Origin of the sequence: Parerythrobacter jejuensis (assembly GCF_039536765.1) — a bacterium.
Lineage (GTDB): Bacteria > Pseudomonadota > Alphaproteobacteria > Sphingomonadales > Sphingomonadaceae > Parerythrobacter > Parerythrobacter jejuensis.
This window is the reverse complement of sequence record NZ_BAAAZF010000001.1, coordinates 760,057-785,585: the sequence shown is the minus strand read 5'-3', so window position 1 is coordinate 785,585 and position 25,529 is coordinate 760,057. Positions and strand designations below refer to the sequence as shown.

The 25,529-nt window shown below is 58.8% G+C and carries 25 protein-coding genes; 13 read left to right on the top strand and 12 right to left on the bottom strand.

Annotated features, from left to right (window positions below; all coding sequences use genetic code 11):
* Positions 1–33: 33 nt before the first annotated feature.
* Positions 34–462 carry a hypothetical protein gene (locus tag ABD653_RS03750; RefSeq protein ID WP_160779928.1) on the top strand — a complete coding sequence of 143 codons (429 nt, stop codon included), beginning with the start codon at positions 34–36 and terminating at the stop codon, positions 460–462.
* Positions 463–470: 8 nt separating this feature from the next.
* On the opposite strand, the gene ABD653_RS03745 is transcribed toward ABD653_RS03750, so the two are convergent.
* The 5 genes from ABD653_RS03745 to rpsF all read right to left on the bottom strand — a co-directional run bounded on the left by ABD653_RS03745 (position 471) and on the right by rpsF (position 4,238).
* Positions 471–1,241 (bottom strand): SDR family NAD(P)-dependent oxidoreductase, encoded by a 771-nt coding sequence (locus ABD653_RS03745; RefSeq protein ID WP_160779927.1) that lies wholly within the window; start codon positions 1,239–1,241, stop codon positions 471–473.
* Positions 1,242–1,404: 163 nt separating this feature from the next.
* The gene (locus ABD653_RS03740) at positions 1,405–2,844 is read right to left on the bottom strand and encodes an AMP nucleosidase (protein WP_160779926.1); all 1,440 of its coding nucleotides are present in this window, start codon (positions 2,842–2,844) and stop codon (positions 1,405–1,407) included.
* A gap of 135 nt (positions 2,845–2,979) precedes the next feature.
* Positions 2,980–3,636, bottom strand: coding sequence for a 50S ribosomal protein L9 (gene rplI, locus ABD653_RS03735; protein WP_160779925.1), 657 nt, complete (start codon positions 3,634–3,636; stop codon positions 2,980–2,982).
* Positions 3,637–3,648: 12 nt separating this feature from the next.
* Positions 3,649–3,873, bottom strand: coding sequence for a 30S ribosomal protein S18 (rpsR, locus tag ABD653_RS03730; protein WP_160779924.1), 225 nt, complete (start codon positions 3,871–3,873; stop codon positions 3,649–3,651).
* A complete protein-coding gene (gene rpsF / locus ABD653_RS03725) occupies positions 3,873–4,238 on the bottom strand; it encodes a 30S ribosomal protein S6 (protein ID WP_160779923.1) in 366 nt (121 codons plus the stop codon). Before rpsF ends, rpsR begins: the two co-directional genes overlap by 1 nt.
* Positions 4,239–4,451: 213 nt before the next feature.
* On the opposite strand from rpsF, the gene ABD653_RS03720 reads away from it, so the two are divergent.
* The 3 genes from ABD653_RS03720 to ABD653_RS03710 all read left to right on the top strand — a co-directional run bounded on the left by ABD653_RS03720 (position 4,452) and on the right by ABD653_RS03710 (position 7,016).
* The gene (locus ABD653_RS03720) at positions 4,452–5,402 is read left to right on the top strand and encodes a DUF808 domain-containing protein (protein ID WP_160779922.1); all 951 of its coding nucleotides are present in this window, start codon (positions 4,452–4,454) and stop codon (positions 5,400–5,402) included.
* On the top strand, positions 5,402–6,043 hold the full coding sequence (locus ABD653_RS03715) for a glutathione S-transferase family protein (RefSeq protein WP_325065407.1): 642 nt from the start codon (positions 5,402–5,404) through the stop codon (positions 6,041–6,043). The genes ABD653_RS03720 and ABD653_RS03715 overlap by 1 nt, the downstream gene beginning before the upstream one ends.
* 76 nt (positions 6,044–6,119) lie before the next feature.
* Positions 6,120–7,016: a hypothetical protein gene (locus ABD653_RS03710; protein ID WP_160779920.1), complete on the top strand. Its 897-nt coding sequence runs from the start codon at positions 6,120–6,122 to the stop codon at positions 7,014–7,016.
* 4 nt (positions 7,017–7,020) lie between these two features.
* Here the strand turns inward: ABD653_RS03710 and ABD653_RS03705 are convergent, their stop codons facing one another.
* Positions 7,021–8,466, bottom strand: coding sequence for a glutamate ligase domain-containing protein (locus ABD653_RS03705; RefSeq protein ID WP_160779919.1), 1,446 nt, complete (start codon positions 8,464–8,466; stop codon positions 7,021–7,023).
* 56 nt (positions 8,467–8,522) lie between these two features.
* On the opposite strand from ABD653_RS03705, the gene ABD653_RS03700 reads away from it, so the two are divergent.
* The 8 genes from ABD653_RS03700 (at position 8,523) to ABD653_RS03665 (ending at position 16,692) form a co-directional block, all read left to right on the top strand.
* Positions 8,523–9,353 carry an LD-carboxypeptidase gene (locus ABD653_RS03700; RefSeq protein WP_160779918.1) on the top strand — a complete coding sequence of 277 codons (831 nt, stop codon included), beginning with the start codon at positions 8,523–8,525 and terminating at the stop codon, positions 9,351–9,353.
* A gap of 27 nt (positions 9,354–9,380) precedes the next feature.
* A complete protein-coding gene (fabD, locus tag ABD653_RS03695) occupies positions 9,381–10,316 on the top strand; it encodes an ACP S-malonyltransferase (RefSeq protein ID WP_160779917.1) in 936 nt (311 codons plus the stop codon).
* A gap of 77 nt (positions 10,317–10,393) precedes the next feature.
* A complete protein-coding gene (locus ABD653_RS03690) occupies positions 10,394–12,343 on the top strand; it encodes a beta-propeller domain-containing protein (RefSeq protein ID WP_160779916.1) in 1,950 nt (649 codons plus the stop codon).
* Between the two features lie 55 nt (positions 12,344–12,398).
* A complete protein-coding gene (gene fabG / locus ABD653_RS03685) occupies positions 12,399–13,154 on the top strand; it encodes a 3-oxoacyl-[acyl-carrier-protein] reductase (RefSeq protein WP_160779915.1) in 756 nt (251 codons plus the stop codon).
* Between the two features lie 192 nt (positions 13,155–13,346).
* Entirely contained in the window at positions 13,347–14,474 is a 1,128-nt protein-coding gene (dnaN, locus tag ABD653_RS03680) for a DNA polymerase III subunit beta (protein ID WP_160779914.1), read from the top strand.
* A 17-nt stretch (positions 14,475–14,491) separates the two neighbouring features.
* Positions 14,492–14,905: a hypothetical protein gene (locus tag ABD653_RS03675; RefSeq protein ID WP_344705276.1), complete on the top strand. Its 414-nt coding sequence runs from the start codon at positions 14,492–14,494 to the stop codon at positions 14,903–14,905.
* A gap of 4 nt (positions 14,906–14,909) precedes the next feature.
* On the top strand, positions 14,910–15,530 hold the full coding sequence (locus ABD653_RS03670) for a glutathione S-transferase family protein (RefSeq protein WP_160779912.1): 621 nt from the start codon (positions 14,910–14,912) through the stop codon (positions 15,528–15,530).
* Between the two features lie 67 nt (positions 15,531–15,597).
* Complete coding sequence (locus ABD653_RS03665; protein WP_160779911.1) at positions 15,598–16,692, top strand: DUF2855 family protein; 1,095 nt, start codon at positions 15,598–15,600, stop codon at positions 16,690–16,692.
* A gap of 20 nt (positions 16,693–16,712) precedes the next feature.
* Here ABD653_RS03665 and ABD653_RS03660 read toward each other — a convergent pair whose 3' ends face one another.
* From ABD653_RS03660 to ABD653_RS03650, 3 genes are read right to left on the bottom strand one after another with little or no spacing between them, the layout of a single operon-like run.
* Positions 16,713–17,723, bottom strand: a complete 1,011-nt coding sequence (locus ABD653_RS03660) for a zinc-dependent alcohol dehydrogenase family protein (RefSeq protein WP_160779910.1) — start codon at positions 17,721–17,723, stop codon at positions 16,713–16,715.
* 6 nt (positions 17,724–17,729) lie between these two features.
* Positions 17,730–18,554 (bottom strand): SDR family NAD(P)-dependent oxidoreductase, encoded by an 825-nt coding sequence (locus tag ABD653_RS03655; RefSeq protein WP_160779909.1) that lies wholly within the window; start codon positions 18,552–18,554, stop codon positions 17,730–17,732.
* Positions 18,551–20,305, bottom strand: a complete 1,755-nt coding sequence (locus tag ABD653_RS03650) for an N-acyl-D-amino-acid deacylase family protein (RefSeq protein ID WP_160779908.1) — start codon at positions 20,303–20,305, stop codon at positions 18,551–18,553. The genes ABD653_RS03655 and ABD653_RS03650 overlap by 4 nt, the downstream gene beginning before the upstream one ends.
* 70 nt (positions 20,306–20,375) lie before the next feature.
* Here ABD653_RS03650 and ABD653_RS03645 point away from each other — a divergent pair, with 70 nt between their 5' ends.
* Positions 20,376–21,287, top strand: coding sequence for an alpha/beta fold hydrolase (locus tag ABD653_RS03645; protein WP_160779907.1), 912 nt, complete (start codon positions 20,376–20,378; stop codon positions 21,285–21,287).
* Here ABD653_RS03645 and ABD653_RS03640 read toward each other — a convergent pair whose 3' ends face one another.
* From ABD653_RS03640 to ABD653_RS03630, 3 genes are all read right to left on the bottom strand, one after another.
* Positions 21,288–22,793: an MFS transporter gene (locus ABD653_RS03640; protein ID WP_325065406.1), complete on the bottom strand. Its 1,506-nt coding sequence runs from the start codon at positions 22,791–22,793 to the stop codon at positions 21,288–21,290.
* A 112-nt stretch (positions 22,794–22,905) separates the two neighbouring features.
* Entirely contained in the window at positions 22,906–23,763 is an 858-nt protein-coding gene (locus tag ABD653_RS03635; protein ID WP_344705273.1) for an alpha/beta fold hydrolase, read from the bottom strand.
* Positions 23,764–23,803: 40 nt separating this feature from the next.
* On the bottom strand, positions 23,804–25,489 hold the full coding sequence (locus ABD653_RS03630; protein ID WP_160779906.1) for a PHA/PHB synthase family protein: 1,686 nt from the start codon (positions 25,487–25,489) through the stop codon (positions 23,804–23,806).
* Positions 25,490–25,529 lie beyond the last annotated feature (40 nt).

The window sequence follows — 25,529 nt, the reverse complement described above, 5'->3', positions numbered from 1 at the left end:
ACGCCGAGGGGCTGATTGCTAAGGGAGAGGGACATGAAAAAAAGAGAATTGCGCGCGGATGGGTTGATCCCGTGGGCCGTGTTCGCCGTCTGGGTGGCCGTCGCCATTGCGATAAGCTGGGACGACCGGCAATTTGCTCTTTCTGGGCCAGTTGGCTTCGCAAAAGTTGTCCTCATCGCCGTGTGGCTCGGCTTCCTAGCTTATTCGTGGCACTGTATGCGATACGAAAATTTCGTGAAAAGCGTGCGCGAGATCTGGGACAAATACTGGGGCCGACAAATCATTGTCGATCTCTACATCTCCGTTTTCCTGTCCATTGCCCTTGTCTTCCTCGTCACAGGGTCGATCTGGCAGACGCTGTTCTGGAGCATCGCGATGATCCCTTTTGCGAACCAGGCCATATTGCTTTTCGTCATTCTCTACCTTGACGAAATTATCGCTATGCTAGGTCTCTTGGGATGAATTAGCGCTCAAGCATTACGCGCCATCAGCCCGCCATCCACCGGGATCACCGCGCCGGTGATGTAGCTTGCAGCAGGGAGCACCAGCGACAGCGTCATATGCGCGACTTCCTCCGGCTCGCCGTAGCGTTTGAGGGCGGTACGGCGCTTGGCGTAGATGGTCTTGTGTTCGTCCGCGATGCGCGCGGTCATGCCGGTATTGATGGGGCCGGGGCAGATGCAATTGACGGTGATGCCTTCCGGGCCGAGGTCGACTGCGAGGCCGCGGGTCAGGCCCGTCACCCCGGTCTTGGCCGCGACATAGGGCGTCAGGCCGGGAGTCGCGCCGAGGCCTTCTGTGCTGGCGATATTGACGATCCGCGCGGCGTCGCTCTGGCGCAGGTGGGGCAGGGCTGCGCGAACCATGCGCTGGTGCGCGGTTAGCATCACCGCCAGGGCGCTGTGCCAGATGTCTTCGTAGTCCTCGCCGCCATCGAGCGCGGCATGGCGCGAGATGCCCGCATTGTTGACCAAGATATCGATCCCGCCGATGTCTTCCGCGATTTGCGCCACAATCCGCGCGATCGCATTCTTGTCCGAGACATTGAGGGCATAGGCTCGCGCGTTTGCACCGCACTCCGCTGCCACTGTCTCGCAAGCGGCGAGGTCCAGATCAGTCACTGCAACATGCGCACCCTCGGCAGCGAAGAGTTTCGCCGTCGCGCGGCCCATGCCGCTGGCGGCCCCGGTGATGATGGCGACACGTCCGGCGATGGAACGCGAACGGTTGGGTGCGGTCATGTTGGTCTCCTGTTTGGGAGAAACGCTACCCAACAAACCTCCCCACGTCACCCCGGCCCACGAGTCAGGGTCCTGCATGTTCGGGCTTGGTACGGGGCCGAAAGGCAGAGGTCCCCCGGATCAAGTCCGGGGCGACGGTGGTTCTGGATTGAAAAGCCGTGCCCTACCTAAACGGCGGTTCGTTAAAGGCGCGCAGTTTGCGGCTGTGCAAACGATTACCTTCTTCGCGCATAAGGCCGCAGGCGGTCACGCCGATCTGCAAATGGGCGGCGATAGCCTCTTCATAGAACTTGTTGGCCTGGCCCGGCAGTTTGATTTCGCCATGCAGTGGTTTGTCGCTGACACACAAGAGCGTGCCGTAGGGCACCCGGAAGCGGTATCCCTGTGCGGCGATGGTGGCACTTTCCATGTCGATGCCGACGGCACGGCTCAGCGACAGGCGCTTTGCCGAGGTGGAATAGCGCAGTTCCCAATTGCGATCGTCAGTAGTGACGACAGTGCCGGTGCGCATACGCTTCTTCAGGTCAGCACCGCCTTCGCCACTCACAGTTACGGCGGCGTTGGTCAGGGCCTGTTGCACCTCGGCAATGGCGGGCAGCGGGATTTCTGGCGGGAGGAGCGGATCGAGCACGTGGTCATCGCGCAGATAGGCGTGGGCCAGCACATAGTCGCCGATCTTCTGGGTGCCGCGCAGTCCGCCGCAATGGCCGATCATCAACCAAGCTTCCGGTCGCAATACTGCCAGGTGATCGCAGATCGTTTTGGCGTTGGACGGGCCGACGCCGATATTGACGAGGGTAATCCCGCACCGGTCATTCCCGACCAGGTGATAGGCCGGCATCTGGTGCTTGCGCCATGCCGTGTCCGAGAGCTGCTCACGCGCATTCTCGGTCTTTTCTTCGATCAGCAAGCCGCCTGCGCCGGCCAGTGCGGTATAGCCGTTCTCACCCAGTTGCGATGCTGCCCAGTCAACGAATTCATCGACATAGCGGTGATAGTTGGTGAACAGGATAAAGCGCTGGAAGTGTTCGACGTCGGTGCCAGTGTAATGTGCCAGGCGGGCCAGGCTGAAGTCGGTGCGCAGCCCGTCAAACAGCGAAAGCGGGATGACATCGTCGGGATCATCCAACTCGATCCCGTCGGCCAGCTCGTCACCGATATCGGCGAGGTCGGTGTGCGGGAAGTGGCGCGCGATTTCCTGCGGAGATACGCCGGCCAGCTCGGCCCCGGCTTCCCCGTCGAGCACATAAGGAAACGGGATTTCCTGACGTGACGGGCGGATTTCGAATTCGACCTCGTGATCTTCCTGGATCAGCTCCAGCTGTTCGCGCAGATAGTCGGCAAACAGGGCAGGGCGCGTAATCGTGGTGGCATAGGTACCGCTATCGTTCAGGCGGCCAAAGGCGCGGCCCTGATCGGTCAACGGAGGGCCACCGCGATAGGTGACGCGCATTTCGGGATAAGCATAGCTGCCATCGCTACGGCGAGTCTTGGAAGGCAATTTGCCCTCGCGGGCGAAGGCCAGGATGTCTTTGCGAAGGCGTTGGGTAGCCTCGTCGTGAAGGCGGACCAATTCCGCCAGAATCGTGTCTATTTTTTCCATATGCAGCCGCATGTAACGCGCAATTGCGACAATACAATGCAATGGCCCGCCGCCAGGAATGAAAAGGGCCAAGGAAAAGGGGCGCGAAGCCGTTCAGCTCCGCGCCCCTTTTTCGTAGCCGGATTGATCAGGTGATCAGTCTTCGGCGGTCTCTTCGGCGTCGCTGCCTTCAGCCGGAGCTTCTTCGGCAGCCGTTGCGCCGTCTTCGAGCAGTTCAGCGGGAATTTCGCCGGGCTCGAGGGTTGGGTCGATGCGGTTGGCATCGGCCTGTTCCTCGATTTCCTTCTGCTCTTCTTCGAACAGCTGGGCGAGAACGTCGACACCCTGGCTCTGCAGTTCGGCTTCGTCTTCACTGCGCGCCACGTTGGCTTTCACAATGACTTCGACTTCCGGGTGCAGGGCGATGGTCACATCGTGCATGCCGATCGTCTTGATCGGGCTGCCCAGAATGACCTGCTTCTTGTCGATGTCGTGGCCTTGCTCGGCCAGGCCGGCAACAATGTCACGCACATTGACAGAGCCATAGAGCTGGCCGGCATTCGACGACGCCCGGATCAGAACGACCTCTGCACCGTCAACCTTGCCGCCAGCTTTCTCTGCTTCGCTACGACGCTCAGCGTTCTCTTTCTCGAGACGCTCGCGGTTCGCTTCGAAAACCTTCTTGTTGGCTTCGTTGGCGCGCAGGGCCTTCTTCTGTGGGAGCAGGAAGTTGCGGGCATAGCCGTCTTTCACAGTGACAACGTCACCGATCGAGCCGAGATTGCCGATCCGCTGGAGGAGAATGATATCCATGTGTCTTCTCCCTTACTTCACGATGTACGGAAGCAGGCCGATATGGCGTGAACGCTTGATCGCCTTGGCGAGTTCGCGCTGCTTCTTGGCCGAAACGGCGGTGATACGGGAAGGAACGATCTTGCCACGCTCGGACATGAAGCCCTGAAGCAGACGAACGTCCTTGTAATCGATCTTCGGCGCACCTTCACCCGAGAACGGGCAGGACTTGCGACGGCGGAAAAACGGACGTGCCATTAGCTGCGCTCCTCACGGTCGCGACGCTTCTTGCTGTCGCGGTCATTCTTGCGCATCATCACGCTTGGGCCTTCCTCGTGCTCTTCCACGCGGATGGTCATGTAACGGATGACGTCTTCGTTGATGCGCGTCTGACGCTCCAACTCAGCCACAACGCCGCCCGGACCCTCGATATTGAGCATCACGAAATGCGCTTTGCGGTTGCGGTCAATCTTGTAGGCGAGGTTCTTGAGGCCCCAGGTTTCCGTCTTGGTGACCTTGCCTTCATTCTTCTCGACGATTTCGGTGGCTGTTGCCGCCAGCGCGTCTACCTGAGCCTGGCTCAGATCCTGACGCGCAAGGAAGATATGCTCATACAGAGCCATACCACTTGTCCTTCACACTGTAATGCCGATCGCTGGCTGATCCGCACGATTGCGGGGCCCCTCCGGCTTTCTTCAAAATCCCCGCCGGAAGCGGAGAAGGGGCGCACATAGCGGGGTCTCGGTGAAAAGCAAGGGTGCAAAGCTGCCATCGCGGCGTTTACAGGCGGCTGCAAGGGGCCGCATATGGGGCGCGAATAGGGAAAGGGCGAGAATATGCCAGGTGGGCTAGCTGCACTGCTGGATGATGTATCGATTATCGCGCGGGCTGCGGCTGCGTCGATTGACGATGTGGGCGTCGCTGCCTCCAAGGCCGGAACGAAGGCCGCCGGGGTGGTGATCGATGATGCTGCGGTCACGCCGAGCTATGTGACAGGGATGACTCCGGCACGCGAATTGCCGCTGATCTGGAACATCACCAAAGGCAGTTTGAAGAACAAGTTGCTGATCCTGCTCCCCGGGGCTCTGCTTCTGAGTGAATTCCTGCCGGGGGTGATCATTTTCCTGCTCATGCTGGGCGGGGCCTATCTGAGCTATGAGGGTGCCGAAAAGATCATCGAGAAGCTGGGCGGCGAGAAGCACGGCAAGACGATCGATGATCCCATCGAGGATCCTGTGAAGTTCGAAAAACAGCGCACGGCAGGCGCGATCCGGACCGACCTCATCCTCTCCGCCGAAATCATGGCGATTACCCTCAATGAAGTTTCGGCCGAAACACTTCTTACGCGCGCGGCCGTGTTGGCGATCGTCGGAATTGGCGTGACCGTGGCTGTTTATGGCGCCGTTGCGATCATTGTGAAGCTCGATGATATCGGTCTGCACTTGCTCGAAAAGCCGGGGGACACTGCGCGGAAAGTCGGGCAGTTCCTGCTGTCGGCGATGCCGAAAATCCTGTGGCTTCTCTCTGTCGTCGGCACCATTGCCATGCTGTGGGTCGGGGGCGGGATCATTCTGCACGGAACGCACGAGCTGGGCATTCATGGCTTGTATGATGCAAGCATGGGCCTGGAAGAAGCGGTCCGCACCACCACGGGTGCACTGGGGGGCATTCTGGGCTGGATCACCTACGCCGCAGCATCCGCAGTCGTCGGCTTGGTGTTGGGGGCGATCATAGTCTTCGTCGTCCATAAGGTTTTCAGGGTCGGGCACAAAGCGGAGGAGCATTGATGCGCCCGGTCCTTTACACCTGTGCGCGCTCTCGCGGATTGCGTGCTACTTGGGCGGCCGAAGAGGCCGGCGTCGATATCGAACTGAAAATGCTTCCGTTTCCGCCGCGCTACAAGGCACCGGAATATCTCGAAATCAATCCGCTCGGGACCATCCCGTTGCTGATTGAGGGCGAAAGCAGGATGACCGAGAGTTGCGCCATTGCGCATTACCTGGCGACGCGGTCCGGCTACACGGACCTCGCGATTGCACCGGGTGAAGCGGATTATGCCGAATATCTCGATTTCACCTATCATGCCGATGCCACGATCACATTTCCGCAGACCGTCTATATGCGCTTTGCCCTGTTCGAGAAGGACAAGGGTTGGGAGGAAGCCGGTCTCGCCTATGCGAAGTGGTTCTGGAAGCGTCTGGTGAAAGTCGAGCAACGGCTGGAGACGCGTGAATTCCTGTGCGCCGACCGCTTCACTGTCGCCGATATCTGTGTCGGCTACGCCTTGATCCTGGCGAAGAGCGTGGGGCTGGATGAAGGCGTTTCTGAAACCCTCAGGGCCTATCGCGAGCGGTTGACTGCACGCGAGGCTTATAAGCGGGCTGCGGAACGGGAGCTTCAACAATGTAACGATGAACAGGCCAGATAACTCGTACTAATGCTTTATGTAGTTTGACAAATGACATACATTTGTGCTCCCTATGAAGTGTGGGGGGCGTATTACTATGAAATTTGGATTTCTTGTTGTTCTAATCGCTTTAATTTCCGGCGGTTGTCAGTCGTCACAGAGATTGAGTTCGGCGTTGGGGACTATGAAAAACCCTGATCGCGTGTTCGTACAACCGGTCAATACCAAGAGTGTTGGAATAAACCCAATAATTGCGAGAAATTATGCTCTCCTGCTCTGTCTTCCAAGAAAATTTGATGACTGGAACATTGATACAAATCAGCTCAACCGCTTGAATATTGCTGATCGAGCGAACGTTGACGTCCTCTGCGGAAAAAAAACTGGGACAAGCGGACAAGACGCTGGGACAGGCGGACAAGACGCTGGGACAAGCGTTTCCCAAGCAATTGGCAACCAGACGCCAACCGAGGCAGATGCGGTTGCCGAGTACTTATTTGCAGGCCTCGCTCTTTCTGACGAATACTGCGACATGTTTTTTGAAGACGCCGATGAATCCCAACGCCGCCGCCAGTATGGCCGCGCCCTATGGAATGATACAGGTACTGCGCTCAGCACGATTTTGGGATTGGCGAATGCTGGTGAGAATGTTGTCACCGGTATCGCAGCGGGCTTTGGTCTAGGCGATAGCGCTTGGCGTAATTACGACGAAGCCTTTGTGGTTGGGCCTGATCTTGCGAATGCCAAATCTCTAGTGCAGGCCCAGCAATCGCTGTTTCGGGCGGAATTGAAGTCGGGCAAGAAAAACGCTTCGACCTTTTATGAGGCTCAATCCCTGATTAGAGAACATGCAAATATTTGCTCTTTTCTTGGAATGAAGGGAATATTGAATAAGGCGGCGGCCGAGAAGCAAGATAAGATCGAAAGTAAGATTGCTGATGAGAAGCCTGGATCGCAGGATAAAACCGAAGGAGGCAGGGCGGAAGGTGGCGGCTAGCGGCCTAAGTCTGGAGCTGCTTAAGTAGTCCATTGGCGAACTCGCTCAGAGTATCATCACGTGCCCCCATAACAACGATCCGGTCGCCCCTTTTGGCATTCGCGACCAGAAAATCCCCGCACCCATCACGCGTGTTGATGTGGAGAGCCTTTGGCCCGCTCGTGTGTCCGTTGCTGGCAATCAGATCAACAATCCGTTCGCTGCCTTCGCTACGATCAACGGTGCCCCCGAAATAGACCGGGTCGCACAGTAGCGTCAGATCATCCGGGCCGAGTTCACGCGCAAAGGTTTGCGCCAGTTCTTCGCCCATTTGGCGCAGCGGCCCGTATCCATGGGGCTGGAAGAAGGCGAAAACACGCCCGGGATGGGACTTCAGAGTGCGCAAGGTTGCTGCACATTTTTCAGGATTATGGCCGAAATCGTCGATCACTGTCACGCCGGAACTGCTGGTTCCGACCACGTCGAAACGGCGAGCGAGACCGCTGAATTGCGCCAGGGCGGCCACAGCATCGGCCACCGGCACACCCGCTGCATTGGCGCCCGCGATGGCAGCTACTGCGTTAGACAGGTTGTGCTTGCCGGGCATGTTGAGAACCAGCGAATGCCGCCCGTCATCGCGACTGTCGACGACCATCGCTGCCTGACGGGTCGGCCCGGCCGCAATCGAATTCGCTGCAATCGTGATCGTCGCGTCGGGATTGTCGATCCCGAAGGTAATCAGGTCTCCCGCATTCCCAGCAAGGGCCATGGCTTCTGCATTGTCGGCATTGATGACGCTGGTCTTCGAAACTGCGAGGTAATTGCCGAACAATTCGCGCAGTTCTTCCATGCTCTTGTGGTCAAGGCTGACATTGAGCAACACGCCGACGCGTGGGCGGTAAAATGCGATCGAGCCGTCGCTTTCGTCGACTTCGGAAACGTAGAGGTCATCCCCGCCGATGACGGCGCTGGCGAAGGGCCGGTCTTCGCTGACGAAATTTTTCATCACCGCGCCGTTCATGATCGTCGGTGCGCGCCCCGCGTGATGCAAGATCCAGCCTAGCATTCCGGTGACCGTTGATTTGCCACTGGTCCCGGCAATGGCAACACCGGCCTTGGCCGAGTTGAACAGGGCGGCATTCAGGTCGGCACGGGTGAGGCGCGGAATGCCCAGCTCTTTCGCGCGGACCATTTCTGGCACAGTGTCTTCTACAGCTGCACTGGCCACCAGGACTTGTTCCGGCATGGTGATGCCGCTGCCGTCCTGGGGGAAAAGCTGGAAGCCCTGCCGCTCCAGTGCTGCAAACTTCTCCGGCGTTCTGCCTTGGTCAAAGCTTCGGTCCGATCCGGCCACCTGTGCGCCGCGGCCTTTCAGAATGGCGGCGAGGGGCTGCATTCCAGACCCGCCAATCCCGCAAAAGAACCAAGGGCGTGCAGTCAGGTCGGCAGTGGGGTCAGGCAATTCGCTCATGTGGACGCGCCTACGCGGGGAGTGGCGATTTGTGAAGCGGGTGCTAGACCGGTGTCATGACCCGCATCGCTATCTGTGCACCGGCCACCGCCATTACCCGCGACCATGCAGCTGCCATGGAAGAATTTGTCGCAGCAGAATATCCCCAGCATTCGGTCTGGTTTCACGACCAATGCTTCGCTCGACACGCCCATTACGCAGGCGATGATCTGACGAGGCTGGATGCCTTGGTCGAATGCGCGAACCATCCGGAGTATGACGCGGTGTGGTTTGCCAAGGGCGGCTATGGCTCCAATCGCATCGCCGAAGCGGCGGTAGCGCGTATGAATGACGCTGCCCGAGAGAAGACCTATGTCGGCTATTCGGACATGGGCTACATGCTCGCAGCTCTCTATCGCCACGGAATTGGGCAGCCCGTTCACGGGTCTATGCCGGTGAGCGCGCGCAGTGAAAGGGGCAAGGTCGCGCTGCGCCGCGTGCTTAATTGGTTTTCGGGGGATGCCGGTGGGGTGGAGCCGTCGATTGATGGCAAGACGCCGACCGTGGCTTTCAATCTCATTACGCTGGCAATGCTGGTTGATACCCCGCTGCTGCCCGATCTTTCTGGCCATATCGTGATGGTCGAAGAGGTGAGCGAACATCTCTATGCAATCGACCGCCTGTTCTTCAGCCTTGCCAATACTTTGCCACGCATCGCTGGCCTCCGGCTGGGGGCGGTAACAGCCGTACCTGAGAATGATCGCGAATTCGGTCAGACACCGGAGGAGATCGCCAAATTCTGGTGTGACCGGGCCGGCATTCCCTATCTGGGGCGGGCGAAGGTCGGCCACACGGTAGATAACCATGTCGTTCCGTTCGGGGTTGCGAGTCCGCCGCAGGCCTCATAATCGCACCTGCAAGACAGGAGATTACCAATGCGCGCATTTATCTTTCCCGGGCAGGGCAGCCAGAAGGTCGGCATGGGTGCCGAACTGGCCGATGCCAGCACCGCCGCTCGCGCGGTATTCGAGGAAGTCGATGACGCACTGAGCCAGACTTTGAGCAGCATCATGCGGGACGGGCCGGAGGCGGACCTGACGCTGACCGAGAATGCACAACCCGCCATCATGGCGAACGCCATCGCCACCCTGCGCGTGCTGGAGCAGGATTTCGGGGTCTCGCTGACAGATAAGGGCGATTGCGTCGCCGGTCACTCGCTGGGCGAATATACCGCCCTGTGCGCGGTGGGGGCATTCTCGCTTGCCGATACGGCAAGGCTGCTCAAGCTGCGCGGGCAAGCGATGCAGGCGGCTGTGCCAGTGGGTGAAGGGGCCATGGCGGCTCTTCTTGGCGCCGATATCGAGAAGGCAACCGCGCTGGCAGCAGCGGCAGCTGAAGGCGAAGTGTGTGATATCGCCAACGACAACGACCCGACCCAGGTTGTGATCTCCGGCCACAAGGGCGCGATCGAACGTGCTGTTGCGTTGGTGAAAGAACACGGGATCAAGCGCGGCATACCTTTGCCGGTTTCTGCGCCTTTCCACTGCTCGTTGATGCAACCGGCCGCCGATGCAATGGCCGAGGCGCTGGAAGAGACAGCCCCCGGCAGCTTCACCTTGCCAGTTTACGCCAATGTCACGGCAGCGCAGGTGACTGACCCTGGCGAAGAACGCGATTTGCTGGTGCAACAGGTGACAGGGCGTGTGCGCTGGCGTGAAAGCGTGCAGGCCATGCGTGCATCGGGGATCGAGCAATTCGTGGAATTGGGCGGCAAGGTCCTGGGCCCGATGGTCGGCAGGATAGACAAGGAAGCCCAGGCAATCAGCCTTTTGACAATGGACGATATCGAAGCTCTCGCGAAGCGCGTGTGACGTCATCGCTCGGGGCGCTTTCCCTTTGGGCCCAATCCGCATAGTCTGGCGGTGGCTTGCTTGGAGAGGGAACTTCGATGCGCATAATCTTCGCTGTTCTGGTCTCTGCTATACTGCTGGGGGGCTGCGCAACTCTGCCACAATCTGCAGGTCCGGATAGCGGCGTGCCGATGTTCACCAGCGACGCGCAGGTTGACCGGTATTTTGCCGAATTGAAGAAAGAAGATGCGCGGCGCGAGGCCGACAAGGACCCCGACTACGAACAAGAGATTATCGTCACAGCTACGATGATTCCTGCCGCCCCTACGATCACCAATGTGCAGGAAATTGGCGTTGACGAAGGCGGGATCGTCAAAGCCAGCGGCGACTATCTGATCGTTTTGCGTCGTGGACGCATCTTCACCATTCGCCATGGCGATAAGAACCTCGATCCCGTTGATGCGATCGACGTGTTCCCGCCCGGTGACAGAAACCCTGATGATACTTGGTATGACGAGCTGTTGGTGACTGGAAGCACGATCCTGTCAATCGGTTATTCTTATGGAGAGGATGGCACCGAAATCAGCCGGTTTACCATGGCTGAGGATGGCTCATTGAGCTACCGGGACACGCACTATATTGGCTCGTCAGACTACTACTCGTCGCGTAATTACGCGTCCCGACTGATCGGCGAAGAATTGGTGTTCTATGCGCCAGTCCCAGTGTCCGCCAGTGATTGGCGCGACGGACTTCCTGCAATCCGCAAGCGGATGGCTGACGGCACGACGAAGGCTGTGGCCGATCCTGGAGGGGCAGATCGCCTTGGTATCGCTGCCCGGTATTTGAAGGAGTTCCAGCCCGCAGCATCCATCCTCCACGCAGTAACCCGCTGCAATGCCGCATCTGACGATTTCGACTGTGAGACGCGCGCAGTAGTGGGTGGAAATTCACGCGAATTCTACATCACCCGTGATGCTGTGTATGTCTGGACACAAGCGCCGAATGATTGGCGAACGCGACGCCGGGACCGTGACAATCCGAGCATGCTCTACGTGATTCCTGACCATGGTGACATTAAGGCTATTGGTGTCTCCGGGGCGCCAATCGACCAGTTTTCTTTTTTGCAGGATGGCGAGGAAAACAAGCTGTTCGTGATGGTCGAAGAAGATGGAGCGAACGGCCCGATGTGGGCCAGTGAATATGTCGACGGTCCGCTGGCGTTGCTGGCACTTGATCTTGATGACTTTGGTGATGGATCGGCGCAGGCCCAACCAGGTGCCTACCGCGAACTTGCGCCGGTGGATGGGTACCGCGTCCTGAACCGGTATGTTGGACGCTTCCTGCTCTATGGTGGCGGAGACTACGGTGACGAGGAGCAGTCTCCTGGGGTCTTCGTAACGCCACTGGATGCCCGCTGGGTCCAGAAAGTGCGCCTCGATCATGGTGTCACCCGGATAGACAAGATGGGCATCGATCCCGTGGTCATCGGTCCTGGTCCAAATGATGCGCTGGGCTTTTCTGCCATAGGGCTGGATCATCAACTGCTCACGGCAGAACGGCTTGATACCTATTTCCTACCCAATGCCGATGAAGGCGAGAACCGCAGTCAGGCGTTCTATTTTCGGTCCAATCCTGGCGATAAGTCGGGCACCAGCGGCACTTTGGCCCTGCCCGTTGTCAGTGATGTGAATGACGATGGAGGCGAGTTCCTGGGCGAGGCTTCCTCGATCTTCTACTTGCGCCGCGATGCTCGCAAGTTTTCGCCGGCGGGCAATCTTTATTCGGTCCCCCGTGACCCGATCGATGAAGACCGGGTGGCAAAAGATAGCCAGGGCAGCGAATATGCCGTCGATAGTGCAGACGAAGATGGCTGCGAGGCTTCCTGCACCGATTGGTATGGAAATTCACGCCCGATATTTCTGGGAGAGCGCATCATTGCGCTCCTCGGATACGAGCTGGTCGAAGGAGTTCTGGTCGGCGGTAAAATCAAGGAGCGCCGGCGCGTAAATTTCGCGCCAAAGGCGGCAGAGCAGCCCATCGAGGATTGACCAATCGGTTCGCTAAGGCGAGAGGCACTGCACGAATTTTGACGGAGATAATCTGATGTTCTCGCTTGAAGGAATGACCGCACTTGTGACCGGAGCGAGTGGCGGGATCGGATCCTCGATTGCCCGTTCGCTTGCCGCGCAAGGTGCCCGCTTGGCGCTGTCAGGCTCCAATGGAGACAAGCTGCGCGCTTTTCGCGAAGAGCTTAACGCTGAGTTTGGTCACGACCACGTCGAGATTACCTGCAATCTTTCCGATACGACCCAGGTCGAGGAACTGATTCCAGCGACCATCGATTCGCTCGGCAGGATGGATATTCTCGTCAACAATGCGGGTGTCACGCGGGACAATCTCGCGATGCGGATGAAGGACGAGGAATGGGACCAGGTGATGAAGATCAATCTGGAGTCCTCTTTCCGCCTGATGCGTGCCGCCGCGCGGCCTATGATGAAGGCCAGGTTTGGCCGGATCATCTCGATAACCAGCGTCGTCGGCGCGACCGGCAATCCGGGCCAGATGAACTATGTTGCGTCCAAAGCCGGGCTGACCGGCATGTCCAAGGCGCTGGCACAGGAATTGGCCAGCCGGGGGATCACGGTCAACTGCGTGGCTCCCGGATTCATTCGCACGGCTATGACCGAGCAGCTGACGGATGATCAGAAAGCCACCATCAATGCCCGTATTCCGATGGCCAAGATGGGTGAGGGCACTGATATCGGCGCGGCGGTCGCCTATCTTGCGAGCCAGGAAGCCGGCTATGTCACAGGGCAGACTCTGCATGTGAATGGCGGCATGGCGATGGTAAGTGCGTGATCACCAATAGGTGACGCCGATTCCGGTCAAATCGTGCCGGTTATCCCCAAGGAATCCGTGGCCTTGGCGCTTACTCCTTGCCCGCTTTCGCAGGCGCGGTAAGGTCTTTGACACATATCCCCGGCGCTCCTGGCGATTCCGGCAGAGTGATCTGCATCCCTGGGCGGCGCATAAGAGACGAGAGAAGGACCGATGAAGGCCACTATCGAACGCGCGACGCTGCTCCGTTGCCTCTCCCACGTCCAGTCTGTGGTGGAACGCCGCAATACGATCCCGATCCTGTCCAACATTCTGATCGATGCCAGCGATGGCGGTTCGGTGAAGGTGATGGCGACCGATCTCGATCTGCAGGTCGTGGAAACCATGTCTGCTGCTAATGTAGAGGCCGCGGGTGCCTCGACAGTTTCGGCGCATTTGCTGTTCGATATTGCCCGCAAGCTGCCCGATGGCAGCCAGGTTAGCCTGGAAACCGCCGATAACCGGATGACAGTGAAAGCTGGCCGGAGCCGGTTCCAGCTGCCGACCCTGCCAAAGGATGATTTCCCGGTTATCGTGGAAGGGGACCTGCCAACATCGTTCGAATTGCCGGCCAAGACCCTGGCCGAAATGGTTGATCGCACCCGCTTCGCAATCAGCACCGAAGAGACACGCTATTATCTCAACGGTATTTTCCTGCATGTGTCGGACGAAGACGAACCGGTTCTGAAGGCTGCTGCGACTGACGGCCATCGCCTCGCTCGCTTTACCCTCAAACGTCCTGATGGTGCCGATGGGATGCCGGACGTGATTGTGCCGCGCAAAGCCGTGGCAGAGCTGCGAAAGCTGCTGGAAGAGGCGATGGACGGCAATGTCCAGATCGACCTCTCCGCCAGTAAAATCCGTTTCACGCTGGGCGGTGAAGGCGGCACGGTGCTGACTTCCAAGCTGATCGACGGCACCTTCCCGGATTACAGCCGTGTTATTCCGACTGGAAATGACAAGCTGCTGAAAGTCGACCCGAAGAGCTTCTTCCAAGGGGTGGACCGCGTTGCAACTATTGCGACCGAGAAAACGCGCGCAGTGAAAATGGGCCTCGATACTGACAAGGTAACGTTGTCGGTAACCAGCCCTGACAATGGCACAGCATCGGAAGAACTGGCGGGTGAATACAGCTCCGAAGGGTTCGAGATCGGTTTTAACGCGAACTATCTCAAGGATATCCTGAGCCAGATCGACAGCGATACGGTGGAGCTCCATCTCGCAGATCCTGGCGCGCCGACCTTGATCCGTAAAGACGAGAACAGTCCGGCGCTCTACGTCCTCATGCCGATGCGGGTATGATGAAGCGCGGATCGTTCTTGGCGATAGCGGCGGCCTGTACCCTCGCATTCCCGGCGACTGCGCAAAGTCCTGACGTCCAGAACCCGACACCGGAAGACGATCTCGATTGCGCGCTGTTCGCGGCCTATGTCTTGGACTCCTCCGAAGATCTGACGGCGGATGAGAGCACAGGCATTATGTCCGGCATGACCTACTTTATCGGTCGGTGGGAAGCCGTCCGCGGGGGTGATCTCAAGGCCGCTATGGTTGACCGGGTCAAGACAATGAGCATGCTTGATTTTGGAGCTCTTGGGCCGACCTGCGGTGGCCGGATGACGGCTATGGGTGCGCGGATGACAGATGCCGGTACCGCTCTGATAGAGCTCGAGAAGGCGCAGAAGGCCCAAGGCGAGGCCGAAGCCGCAAAGTCTGAAGAGCCAGCAGGCGAGTAGGCACTTGGCTGACGTCCGCATATTCGGACCGGTCATCTCTACCTATGTCCGGATTGTCGAAGTTGTTTCGCACGAGGCTGGGCTCGACCACGAGGTAATCCCGACAGCGGCGCATTCAGACCAGAACCGGCATCCCTTCGGCAAGGTACCGGTGGTCGAGGTCGATGGTCTGGAGCTCTACGAAACGGTTTCGATCGCCCGCTATCTGGACAACCGGCACAATGGAGGCGCGCTGCAGTCGAATGATCCAGTTATGCAAGCAGGGATGGATCGCTGGATCTCCGTAGCCGATAGTTATTTGTTTCCGTTGTTCGAACATGGCTTGGTGATGCCGTTTGTCATGCATCGCTATGCTGGCCAGCCTCTGGACGAGGACCGGATCGCGCGCAATCTTCCCAACATTGCCAAATCGCTGGAGTTTCTCGACCTGGAAATTGCCAAAGATGGGGCTTGGACTGGCGGATTCACGCTCGCTGACATCTGGCTCTATGTTATCTTGCGCGGGGTCGAGCTGACGCCGCATGGGGCGGCTGGAATTGCCCAGTGCGAACACCTCAAAGCGTGGATCGCGTTTACGGCTATGCAGCCCAGCATCCAGGCCACCCGCTGGGAAAGCGAAGGCTGAGAACCCGCTCGCATCGCGGGGCACAGCGCGCTAGGATGTGGCCAACACTTTTTCAGGAGAGCCCCCGATGACCCAAGCTGCCGCCCAAGCCGTCCATGTCCAGAAAGACGAGCTGGCGACCACGCACATGGCTGATCTCGACATGCCAGCTCTGGCAAACGGTGCCGCACGGCTGGAGATCGAGAGTTTCTCCGTGACAGCCAACAACATCACCTACGCCGTGGTAGGCGACGGGTTCGGATACTGGAATTTCTTCCCGGCACCGGATGGCCACGGCATCGTTCCGATGTGGGGTCATGCCAAGGTGATCGATAGCAATTGCGCTGATATCGCCGTGGGCGAGCGGGTCTATGGCTACTTGCCAATGGCGACGCATCTGGATGTTGTGCCCGGCAATGTCTCAAAGAGCGGGTTTGTAGATACTGCCAAACATCGCCAGCCGATGAGCCCGATCTACAACCAGTATTCCCGCCTCGCCAATGATCCGGAGCATGATCCGGCGCGCGAAGGTGAGCGTATGATCTTTGGCCCGTTGTTCAAGACCGGCTTCCTGATCGAATATTTCATGCGCAATGAAAGCTGGTTCGGCGCGGAGCAAGTCGTCTTGACCAGTGCGTCTTCCAAAACGGCGATGGGGCTGGCAGCTGTTGCCAAGCAGCGATCTCCAGGTGTGAAACGGATCGGCCTTACCTCGGCTGGCAATGTTGCATTTGTCGAGAGCACCGGCCTGTATGATCAGGTCCTTGCTTATGATGCCGTTGGTTCGTTGGAGACTGTGCCAAGCGTAACGGTCGATTTCGCGGGCAATGCCGGCTTGCTCGCGAGCCTGCACACCCACTTCGCCGATGCGCTGAAGTATTCTTGCCTGGTGGGCGTAACCCACATTGAAGAACGCGGTGAAGGAATGGGCGGCGCTGCCGATCTGCCGGGCGCCAAGCCGACCATGTTCTTTGCCCCGGATCATGCCGTGGCACTGTTCAAGGAATTGGGTCCGGAAGGCGCGGGCAAGCAGCTTGCAGAAAGCTGGCACTATTTTCTTAGCGCAGTCGGTGACACCGTAGCGATCGAGCGGCACGCTGGGCTTGATGCAGCACGCTCGACCTATCTTGCCATGTTGGGCGGGAAGGTGGACCCAGCTGTCGGGATCGTTATCGAGCCTTAGTTGCCGCTTAAGCGCTGGCGTTAAATATCCACGCAGATCTTGCCGAAATGCTTGTTCGCTTCCTGATGGCGGAAAGCATCGGCAAGATCAGCCAGCGCAAAATGGTCTGAGATAACGGGCTCGATCCCATTGGCCTCAATGGCGGCAATCATATCGAGTTGTTGTGCCCGACTGCCCACCGTAAGCCCCTGCACACGCAGGTTCTTGCTCATGAGCAAGGCCGTTTGCACCGGTCCGGCAAAGCCCGTCAGAACGCCAATCAAAGCGATATGACCACCCACACGCGTAGCGAGCATGGACTGGTCAAGCGTGCCTGGGCCGCCGATTTCGACGACGCAATCCACGCCGCGGCCGCCGGTCATGCCCAGCGCCGCAGGCCCCCAGGCTTCGGTTTCCCTGTAATTGATCAGGTGATCGGCGCCGAGAGCTTTCAGTTTTTCAAGCTTGGCGTCGGAAGAACTGGTCGCGATCACTGTGGCACCAGCCATCTTCGCAAATTGCAGCGCGAAGACCGAAACCCCGCCGGAACCCTGAACCAAGACGATATCACCCGGCTTGATCGCATTGTCGACGAAGAGCGCGCGCCACGCGGTCAAACCGGCGCAGGTGAGGGTGGAGGCTTGTGCCGCATCATAGCCCTTGGGAGCTTTGGTGAACCAGGTTGTCGGAGCGGTAATTGCGTCACGCGCGTATCCGTCGATCCCGTCGCCCGGTACGCGGGTAAAGGCGCTTTGTGGCGGCTCGCCATCGATCCAGTCGGGAAAGAAAGTCGACACGACTGTGTCGCCGACCGCATATTCCGTCACGCCAGCGCCAATAGCGGTGACTTCACCGGCACCGTCGGACATCGGGATCCGGCCCTGTGCCGCCGGGATCATTCCTTTGACCACGGCGTAGTCGTGATAGTTGAGCGAGCTTGCTTGCAAGGACACTGTTATCTCCCCCGCTCCCGGGGCAGTCGCATCGTCGATGTCGACCAGCTGCAGTGTCTCTAGCGAAGAGGGCGTCGCGCCCGTTTGAATGGCCTTCATGGTCAGTTAGCCTTCCTGGATTGCATAGCTGTAGAAACCGTCATGCTGGCCGTTGTGCCTGTCTTGCATGAGCGGACCGGTATCCGCCTCGGTCGGGATGATGCACCACCCGCCGCCCTTGGCCAGTGTCGCATCGACCCCCTTCGCCAGCACTTCGGGGCCGGGTTGGGCCCGCCAATGGGCACCAGCTTCTTCCGGGGCCGAACGCGGGCCACCAAATCGTTCCGGCCGAGCCTGGCGCGCGTTCCAGATCTGCGTGTTGAGGATGCCAGGGCACAGGATCGTAACGCCGATATCATCTTCGGCCAGTTCGGCGGCCAGCGCCTCGCCTACCGCGGCGGTCATCTGCTTCGTTGTGGAATAGAGCGTGAAGGGGCCTTTGACGGGAACCACAGACGCCGATGAAGCAGTAACCGCAACATGGCAGGGACCGTCAGCTGCGCGCATGGCGGGCAGAAATGCCTGCGCGGTCCACACCGGCCCCATCACGTTTACGCCCATCACCCATTCAAGGATTCCCGGCTCGACGCTTGCGATCGTGTCGGCGCTGCCCACGCCCGCGTTGATCCACAATAGCGAAGGTTTCACGCCCATCGCGATGAGCTTCTCGGCGACATCCATCACCTCTGCCCGGTCGGATACGTCGCATCCGCGTCCGATACTTTCATTGCCAATCAGGCGGGCCGTTTGGTCTGCCTCGTATGCGTCGATATCCAGGGCGCAAATACGCATGCCTTTGACCGCGAAGTGCTCGGCCAGGAAACGCCCGATCCCCCGACCGGCTCCGGTAATGACGGCCCAGTCTCCTTCACGGGGAGAATAGGCGCTCATTCTGCGGCTTCAGCGAGTTCCGCCCGTTGGGGGCCACGGATCAGGCCACCCGGTGTCGCGCCGGTCCATTTCCCGTCACGGAAAGTTACTTCACCGCCCTTGATCGTGGCGACATAGCCTTCTGCCTTCTGGAGCAGGCGTTTTCCGCCTGCCGGCAGATCGAACGCAAGCCAGGGCTTGCCCAGCTTGATCGCATCCATGTCGATGATGTTGAGGTCGGCGAGATAACCCGGCGCCAGGATGCCGCGATCTTCAAGGCCATAGAGCTTGGCTGTGTCCCAGCATTGCCGCTTGATGGCATTCTCGAGTGTAATCCGGTCACCGCGTTTGCGATCACGGACCCAGTGTTCAAGCATGAAGGTAGGGCTCGCTGCATCACAGATCGTGCCGCAATGCGCGCCGCCATCGCTGAGCGAGTTGACCGTGTCGTCGCTGTGCTGGAGCGGCAGCAGGAATTCCAGGTCGCCATCGGCATAATTCAGGATCGGGAAGTAGATGAAGCCCTTGCCATCGTCGCGGCACAGCATGTCGTAAGCATATTCCTGCGGATCGATGCCCGCAGCGCCGCCGCGTGCCTGCACAGTCGCATCCTGCGGTGGCTCGTAATCAAAATCGTCGTCCATCTCGAACATCAGTGCCCAGCCATTGGTGAGCGCAAAGATCACTTCCTTGGTGTCTTCCGCCACTTCGGAATAGTCATTAGCTTCCGAAAGCAGCTGCGCCTTGAAAGCAGGATCGAGCAGCTTGGCTTTCTTTTCCTCCCAGTCCAGCTCGGCCATAGCCTGCCAGCTTGGGCGCAAGACGAAGGGGTTCACTGTCCCCTGCCACGCCATGATGATGCCATTGCCGCGCAGGGCAATCTGGGCGACGATGTTGGCGCCATTGTCATTCTCTGCCCGCATGTTAGAAATTTGCTCGTCGAGCGGCTGTTCCTTGGCGATGCTTTGCAAGGCAGCAAAGGTTACGGGCAGGCCAGTCTCGCGGCTCAGATTGCCCATCCATTCGAATTCGTTCCATTCGCGCCGCAGATCGCTGGCCATTTCGAAGACGCCGTGTCCGGCCCGGCCCATGGCCCGACCCAGCTCGACCAGCTCTTCTGCCGTAGCGGTGGTGCCGGGCACCAGCACGCCGTTCACATCCTTGTGCAATACGGTGCGACTGGTGGAGAATCCGAGCGCGCCCGCGCGCACGCCGTCTTCGACGATTTGCGCCATTTGCTGAATGTCTTCATCGGTCGGTACGGCGCCAGGCTCCTCACGGTCTTCCAGTACATAGGCACGCACTGCGCCATGCGGGACATGGGTGCCGATATCGACCGTGCGCGGCATCTTTTCGAGCGCATCGAGATATTCAGGGAAAGTCTCCCATTCCCAAGTGATCCCTTCTGCCAGGGCGGTGCCGGGAATATCCTCGACCCCCTCCATCAACTGGATCAGCCATTCGTGGCGCTCGGGTTTTGCAGGGGCAAAGCCCACGCCGCAGTTGCCCATCACGACAGTCGTCACACCGTGCCAGCTCGAAGGTGCCATTTCCTGGTCCCATGTGGCCTGGCCATCATAGTGGGTGTGAATGTCGACAAAGCCGGGCGTGATCATCTTGCCGGATGCGTCCATTTCCTCCGCCGCATCGCCGCGCACTTCGCCGACTTGGGCAATCAGGCCATCCTTGATCGCGACATCGCCGGTAAAGCGGGCTTCTCCGGTCCCATCAACGATGGTGCCGCCACGGATGATCAAGTCAAATGCGGGCATGAGTCTCTCCTCTCAATCTTTCTTTGCAACCCAATTATCATATCTGCTGGCGCGGTGCTATGCTGGAGAGATGGATAGGCAACGTAGCTGGTCACCCGAACCCGAAAGCGGGATTTCGATCGAGTTTGTGGAGGCCAACGGGCTGACTTTCGAGGTTGCCCAAATGGAGCCGGCATCGGGCGAGAGTGACCACCTTGCGCTATGTCTGCATGGTTTTCCCGAATTGCATTACAGCTGGCGCAACCAGATGCCGCTGCTGGCCGAGATGGGTTATCGTGTCTGGGCGCCCAATATGCGTGGTTATGGCCAGACCACGCGGCCCCATGCCGTTCGCGATTACGGGATGGATCATTTGACCCAGGATGTTGCCGGGCTGATCGATGCGAGCGGCGCCAAGTCAGTCACCCTGATTGCACATGATTGGGGTGGTATCATTGCCTGGGCCTTCGCGATTGCAAAAATCCGTCCGCTGGAACGGCTGGTGATCATGAACCTGCCGCACCCGAAGGTGCTGGAGCGCGAGCTGAAGCGTTGGGAGCAGCTCAGGAAGAGCTGGTACGTCTTCTTTTTCCAACTCCCCTGGTTGCCGGAGAAACGCCTGGGATCGAACAACGGAAAGAACATTGGCGAATTGTTCGTCAAAACCAGCTGCAATCCGGAGCGGTTCGGACCGGAGGAACGGGCCGTCTATGCCGCCGCCGCTGCGCAACCGGGCGCGCCTCGGGCCATGGTCAATTATTACCGTGCGGCCATGAAGCATCGTGGTCTGGTAGAATTGGGCAACTATCGCGTCGACATACCAACACTGATGATCTGGGGTGAAGAGGATGTCGCTCTCAACATCCACTGCACGGAGGGCACCGAAGAGTGGGTGTCTGACCTGACTCTGAAGCGGCTGCCGAACGTTTCGCATTGGGTGCAGCAGGATGCACCAGAACAGGTGAATGCGATCCTGAGCGACTGGCTTCCTGCAGCCAGTTAGCTAGCTGGTGGAATTGGGCATTTTGACAGAGATCAGGACTGCGAGGCCCGCCGCGAACAAGACTGAAATCGAAGCCATTCCGATGCGCTGATCGTTGAACGCAGTCGTGAAGAATTGTACGAGCAACGGGCCCATCCACACTGTGATTGTTCCCGCGATTGCATATAGGCCGAAAAACTCCCCGCTGCGCCCAGGAGGCGCGAGCGTGACCAACATGGTCCGGCTGGACGAAATGCTGGCCGTTGCAGTAACTGCGACAACCGCGATGAGGCTCAAATAGGTGAGGTCGGAAAGTGTTTTGAACACGAGCCCGTCCCACACCTGGTAGTTCTCAATGGCTCCGAAAAACAGGCTTTCCTGCGTGATCGAGAGTTGCACTGAAAAGACCAGTGCCATGACGACAACTTCGATGACCAACGCACGTTTGACGCCAACCTTGCTGTCGAGCCAACCGCCGAACAAGCCGCCCAGAAAGGCCCAGGCCGATGCGAAAATGGCGTAGCTGAGCATTTCGAGGAATCCCCAGCCCAGAAACAGCGCAACATACACTGCACCTAGCGTGAGCAGGGCGGTCATCCCATCCGCATAGAGCATCCGTGCAATCAGATATTTCATCAACTCGCGATACTTCGCAGCCTCGCGAAGCGTTGTGAAAACAGCTTGAGTCCCCGTCTTCACCGCCTTGAACCAGCTTGCACCCGGGACGCCGGGATCTTTGGAGTTGAGGAAGAAGGGTATCGAGAATGCCGCTAGCCATACGGCGCAAAGCGGGCCGACAATTCGGGCATGTTCAAACTCGGCCATGTCAAAACCAAATTGCGGTTCGGCAAAGGGCCATTCTGTCAGGCCCGGCAGCACGAAGAGCAACGCGATAGCGATGAACATCAGCGTGCCAGCAAGGTTGCCGAGACCAAGCCCGAGGCCGGAAATCATGGAGAGGCGCTTGGGCTCTCCAGCAACAGAGAGCATCGCGTTGTGGGTGACCTCGGAATAGGTGTAGCTAACATAGGCCACCACCAGCAACGCCATGATCGCCCACACTGGCAGACCGGCGCCGCCTGGTTGCGCGAACCACAGCATGGCAGAGCAAATCGTAATGGAACCGAGAAATACGGCGAGGATGGGCTTCAGCCTCCCACCGCGATCCAGCGCGGCACCCAGGAACGGTGCGGTCAACGCTGCAATGAACCCTGCCCATTTTGTCACCGATGCGATGGTCGCTTGGCCTTTCGCATTGGCTGTCTTCAGTGCCTCGTCTGGCTCCAGCCCGTTGAGTGCGCCGCTTGCGAGGAAGTCCGCCCCAATGATGTCGCGTGCGAAATAGGGCGCGAAAATGTAGATGACGACGAGGATGTAGTACGGATTACGGGCCCATTCGAACACGGCCCACGCAAATCCGGTCTTGTCGAGAGCACCGCCTTCGCCGCTTGTTGGGCGCGGCAAATTTTCAGGATGATAGCTATCGCTGAACGCATCGTCATGGTGCGTGTGGGTGGGTACCGTCACAGGCGCTGCAACTCCAAAATGCGAGCGCGGTGCGGTGATTGCCACCTTGGCCGTTCGCCCTCTCCGCCAAGAGGGGTCTCACATTGCGGAGGGCCTGTCCAGCGAGTCCGGTCTAGGCCGCTTGCCGCGTCTCGTCCTCTGGCGCGTCGAGGAAATTGCGGAGTTCGGCAATACTCTCGTCAGCATGGGTGAGCAAAAACAGGTGCCCGCCACCTTCGACCATGTGCAGGCGGCTATTCGGGATCAATGCCTTCAGCATCTTCCCGTTGATCGGCAAAACGATCTGGTCGTCATCGCCCATCATGATCAGCGTTTCCTTGGTCATGAAGGGCAGGACAGGGGCGCTGGTCCAGCCCAGCATGCACAGCAACTGATACATGTAGCCGCGCGGGCTGGGCGGCTTGAGCCGACCGATGTGGCTATCTTTCTGGTGCGCTGCGCCGTCTGCATCAACCCCGCCATAGAGCGTCGCGAAATGCTCGTTCATGAATTCGGGGTCGATATAGCGGCGCGGGTTGGCCATTTTGGTGAAGGACGCCGGATTGCCCGGAACCATCAGCATCCCGGCTGTGGTCGCGACCAAGACCAGCTTGCGTGTCTTGCCCGGGTGTTGCAGCGCAAAGTGCTGTGCCATGGCACCACCCCAGCTGACGCCCATCACGTCCACTTCATCCAGTCCGAACCGGCCCAGCAGTTGGGCGGCCGTCCAGCTCATCGTGAAGGGCGTGTAAGGAATGGTAGGATCGGGGCTTTCGCCCGTTCCCGGCATGTCAAACATAATGAAACCGCGATCGTCCAGCTCTTCGGCCAGCGGGGCCACAGCCTCGATATTGGCACCGATGCCGTTGAAGAACAGCACTGGGGGATGGTCCGAAGGCTCATCCAGTCGCCAACGGGCGACCCGCAGCGTGCGACCGCCGACCTCTTCCATGGTGATTTCGGCGGTCATATCCTGCTTTTTCTTCGGCAAAGTCGGTCCTTCAGATGGCGTTTCGCAAGTGCGAAACCGCTCAGACTTCTTCCACTACGTACAGACCGGGGGCCGGGTCCAGCGGTTTGTAGTCGGCATTCCCCAACTCCTTGGGCGCTGGTTTTGTCTTGCCCGAGCGATTTTGCACCCATTCCATCCAGTAAGGCCACCAGCTGCCGGCCACTTCTTCGGCACCTTGCTGCCATTCATCGGCGGTCTTGGGCAGTTTCTTGCCCTTGTTGAGATAGTAGCGCGCCTTGGGGTTGCCCGGCGGGTTGAGGATTGCTTGCATATGCCCGGAATGCGACAGGACATACGTCACATCTTTCGAACCGAATAGCTGGGTCGAACGATAGGTCGCCTTCCAGGGCGTGATGTGGTCGGTCACGCCGCCAAGGATGAACAGGTCGCTCTTGACCTTGGAAAGGTCGATCTTGTGGTCGACCATTTCGACTTCACCCTTCTTGGTGAAGGCCAATGTTTCGAACACGGTCAGGAAATCGCCCATCAGGCTGGCGGAAAGATTGGTCGCGTCCGCATTCCAGAACAAGACATCGAATGCGGGTGGATCGTCACCCATCAGGTAGTTGTTGATGACGTAGTTCCAGATCAGATCATTGGGCCGCAGCCACGCAAAGCCACGGGCCAGGCTGTCTCCTTCGATCACGCCTTTCTTTGCCGCGCGCTGGCGGGCGAGGGCAAGGCCGTTTTCACTGATCAGGGAGCCGGCTTCGATATCGTTCTGCTTGGGATGCAGCACACACACCATCAAGGTGAGTGCGCCCAGCAGGTCGTCCTTGTCGCTCGCCATTTTCGATGCGAGCATCGCGGCAGTCTGGCCACCGGAACAGCCAGCGGAGACGTTCACTTTCTTCGAACCGGTAATGGCGCTGACTGCCTCCATCGCCTCGCGGCACGAGGAGACGTAATCTGCCATGTCCCAATGACCCTGTTCCTTCGACGGGTTGCGCCAGGAAATGACGAATGTCTGGATCCCGTTGTCGAGCTGGTATTTGACGACCGATTTTTCCGGAGACAGGTCGTTGATATACATCTTGTTGATTTGCGGCGGAATTGTCAGCTGCGGGATTTCGTGCACTTCGTCGGTGGTGGGCGCATAGTGGACGAGTTCCATCATTTCGGTCCGCAGGACGACCGAACCTTTGGAGGTGGCGACGTTCTTGCCAAGCTCGAACGGACGTTTGTCGACCTGGCTGACCATCCCCTTGTTCTCGGTGATGTCGGTATAGGCGTTTTTCAGCCCCTTAATGATGCTCAGACCGCCACTGTCGATCAGGCGCTTCTGCGCCGTGGGATTGCCCGCAAGTGTATTGGTCGGCGCGATGGAATCGATAATGATCGTGGAAATGAAGCGCGCGCGATCCTTTTCCAGGTCATCCAGTTCCAATTCTTCCAGCCAGTTCGACATGCCTTTCTGGACCGCGAGGTAATACTGCATACCTGCGCGCATGAAGGGATTGAACTGCCAGGCCGGATCGCGAAAACGCTTGTCCTTGGCCTCAGGCGCCAGATCGCTCTGACCGGTCATGATCTTGATCATGTCACTGCCCATTGCCTGGCTATGGCGTACCATCCGGGCCGGGTCAGAGGCAGTTTCGCGCAGAAGTACGGCGACGGCACCGAAAATGTCTTCGCGGGTCAGGCCAACCAGGGGGCCTAGCGCATTGGTGTGCTGGGCAGCTTCATCGTCAAACTCTACGGCCATGGGTATCCTCGTTTTCGCTGCCCGCTCTTATCGGCGGGCC

What these genes read in the sequence shown, in the direction of transcription:
- ABD653_RS03750 (WP_160779928.1), top strand. Translation starts at nt 34, where the DNA reads ATGAAAAAAAGAGAATTGCGCGCGGATGGGTTGATCCCGTGGGCCGTG.
- ABD653_RS03745 (WP_160779927.1), bottom strand. Translation starts at nt 1,241, where the DNA reads ATGACCGCACCCAACCGTTCGCGTTCCATCGCCGGACGTGTCGCCATC.
- ABD653_RS03740 (WP_160779926.1), bottom strand. Translation starts at nt 2,844, where the DNA reads ATGGAAAAAATAGACACGATTCTGGCGGAATTGGTCCGCCTTCACGAC.
- rplI (WP_160779925.1), bottom strand. Translation starts at nt 3,636, where the DNA reads ATGGATATCATTCTCCTCCAGCGGATCGGCAATCTCGGCTCGATCGGT.
- rpsR (WP_160779924.1), bottom strand. Translation starts at nt 3,873, where the DNA reads ATGGCACGTCCGTTTTTCCGCCGTCGCAAGTCCTGCCCGTTCTCGGGT.
- rpsF (WP_160779923.1), bottom strand. Translation starts at nt 4,238, where the DNA reads ATGGCTCTGTATGAGCATATCTTCCTTGCGCGTCAGGATCTGAGCCAG.
- ABD653_RS03720 (WP_160779922.1), top strand. Translation starts at nt 4,452, where the DNA reads ATGCCAGGTGGGCTAGCTGCACTGCTGGATGATGTATCGATTATCGCG.
- ABD653_RS03715 (WP_325065407.1), top strand. Translation starts at nt 5,402, where the DNA reads ATGCGCCCGGTCCTTTACACCTGTGCGCGCTCTCGCGGATTGCGTGCT.
- ABD653_RS03710 (WP_160779920.1), top strand. Translation starts at nt 6,120, where the DNA reads ATGAAATTTGGATTTCTTGTTGTTCTAATCGCTTTAATTTCCGGCGGT.
- ABD653_RS03705 (WP_160779919.1), bottom strand. Translation starts at nt 8,466, where the DNA reads ATGAGCGAATTGCCTGACCCCACTGCCGACCTGACTGCACGCCCTTGG.
- ABD653_RS03700 (WP_160779918.1), top strand. Translation starts at nt 8,523, where the DNA reads ATGACCCGCATCGCTATCTGTGCACCGGCCACCGCCATTACCCGCGAC.
- fabD (WP_160779917.1), top strand. Translation starts at nt 9,381, where the DNA reads ATGCGCGCATTTATCTTTCCCGGGCAGGGCAGCCAGAAGGTCGGCATG.
- ABD653_RS03690 (WP_160779916.1), top strand. Translation starts at nt 10,394, where the DNA reads ATGCGCATAATCTTCGCTGTTCTGGTCTCTGCTATACTGCTGGGGGGC.
- fabG (WP_160779915.1), top strand. Translation starts at nt 12,399, where the DNA reads ATGTTCTCGCTTGAAGGAATGACCGCACTTGTGACCGGAGCGAGTGGC.
- dnaN (WP_160779914.1), top strand. Translation starts at nt 13,347, where the DNA reads ATGAAGGCCACTATCGAACGCGCGACGCTGCTCCGTTGCCTCTCCCAC.
- ABD653_RS03665 (WP_160779911.1), top strand. Translation starts at nt 15,598, where the DNA reads ATGACCCAAGCTGCCGCCCAAGCCGTCCATGTCCAGAAAGACGAGCTG.
- ABD653_RS03660 (WP_160779910.1), bottom strand. Translation starts at nt 17,723, where the DNA reads ATGAAGGCCATTCAAACGGGCGCGACGCCCTCTTCGCTAGAGACACTG.
- ABD653_RS03655 (WP_160779909.1), bottom strand. Translation starts at nt 18,554, where the DNA reads ATGAGCGCCTATTCTCCCCGTGAAGGAGACTGGGCCGTCATTACCGGA.
- ABD653_RS03650 (WP_160779908.1), bottom strand. Translation starts at nt 20,305, where the DNA reads ATGCCCGCATTTGACTTGATCATCCGTGGCGGCACCATCGTTGATGGG.
- ABD653_RS03645 (WP_160779907.1), top strand. Translation starts at nt 20,376, where the DNA reads ATGGATAGGCAACGTAGCTGGTCACCCGAACCCGAAAGCGGGATTTCG.
- ABD653_RS03630 (WP_160779906.1), bottom strand. Translation starts at nt 25,489, where the DNA reads ATGGCCGTAGAGTTTGACGATGAAGCTGCCCAGCACACCAATGCGCTA.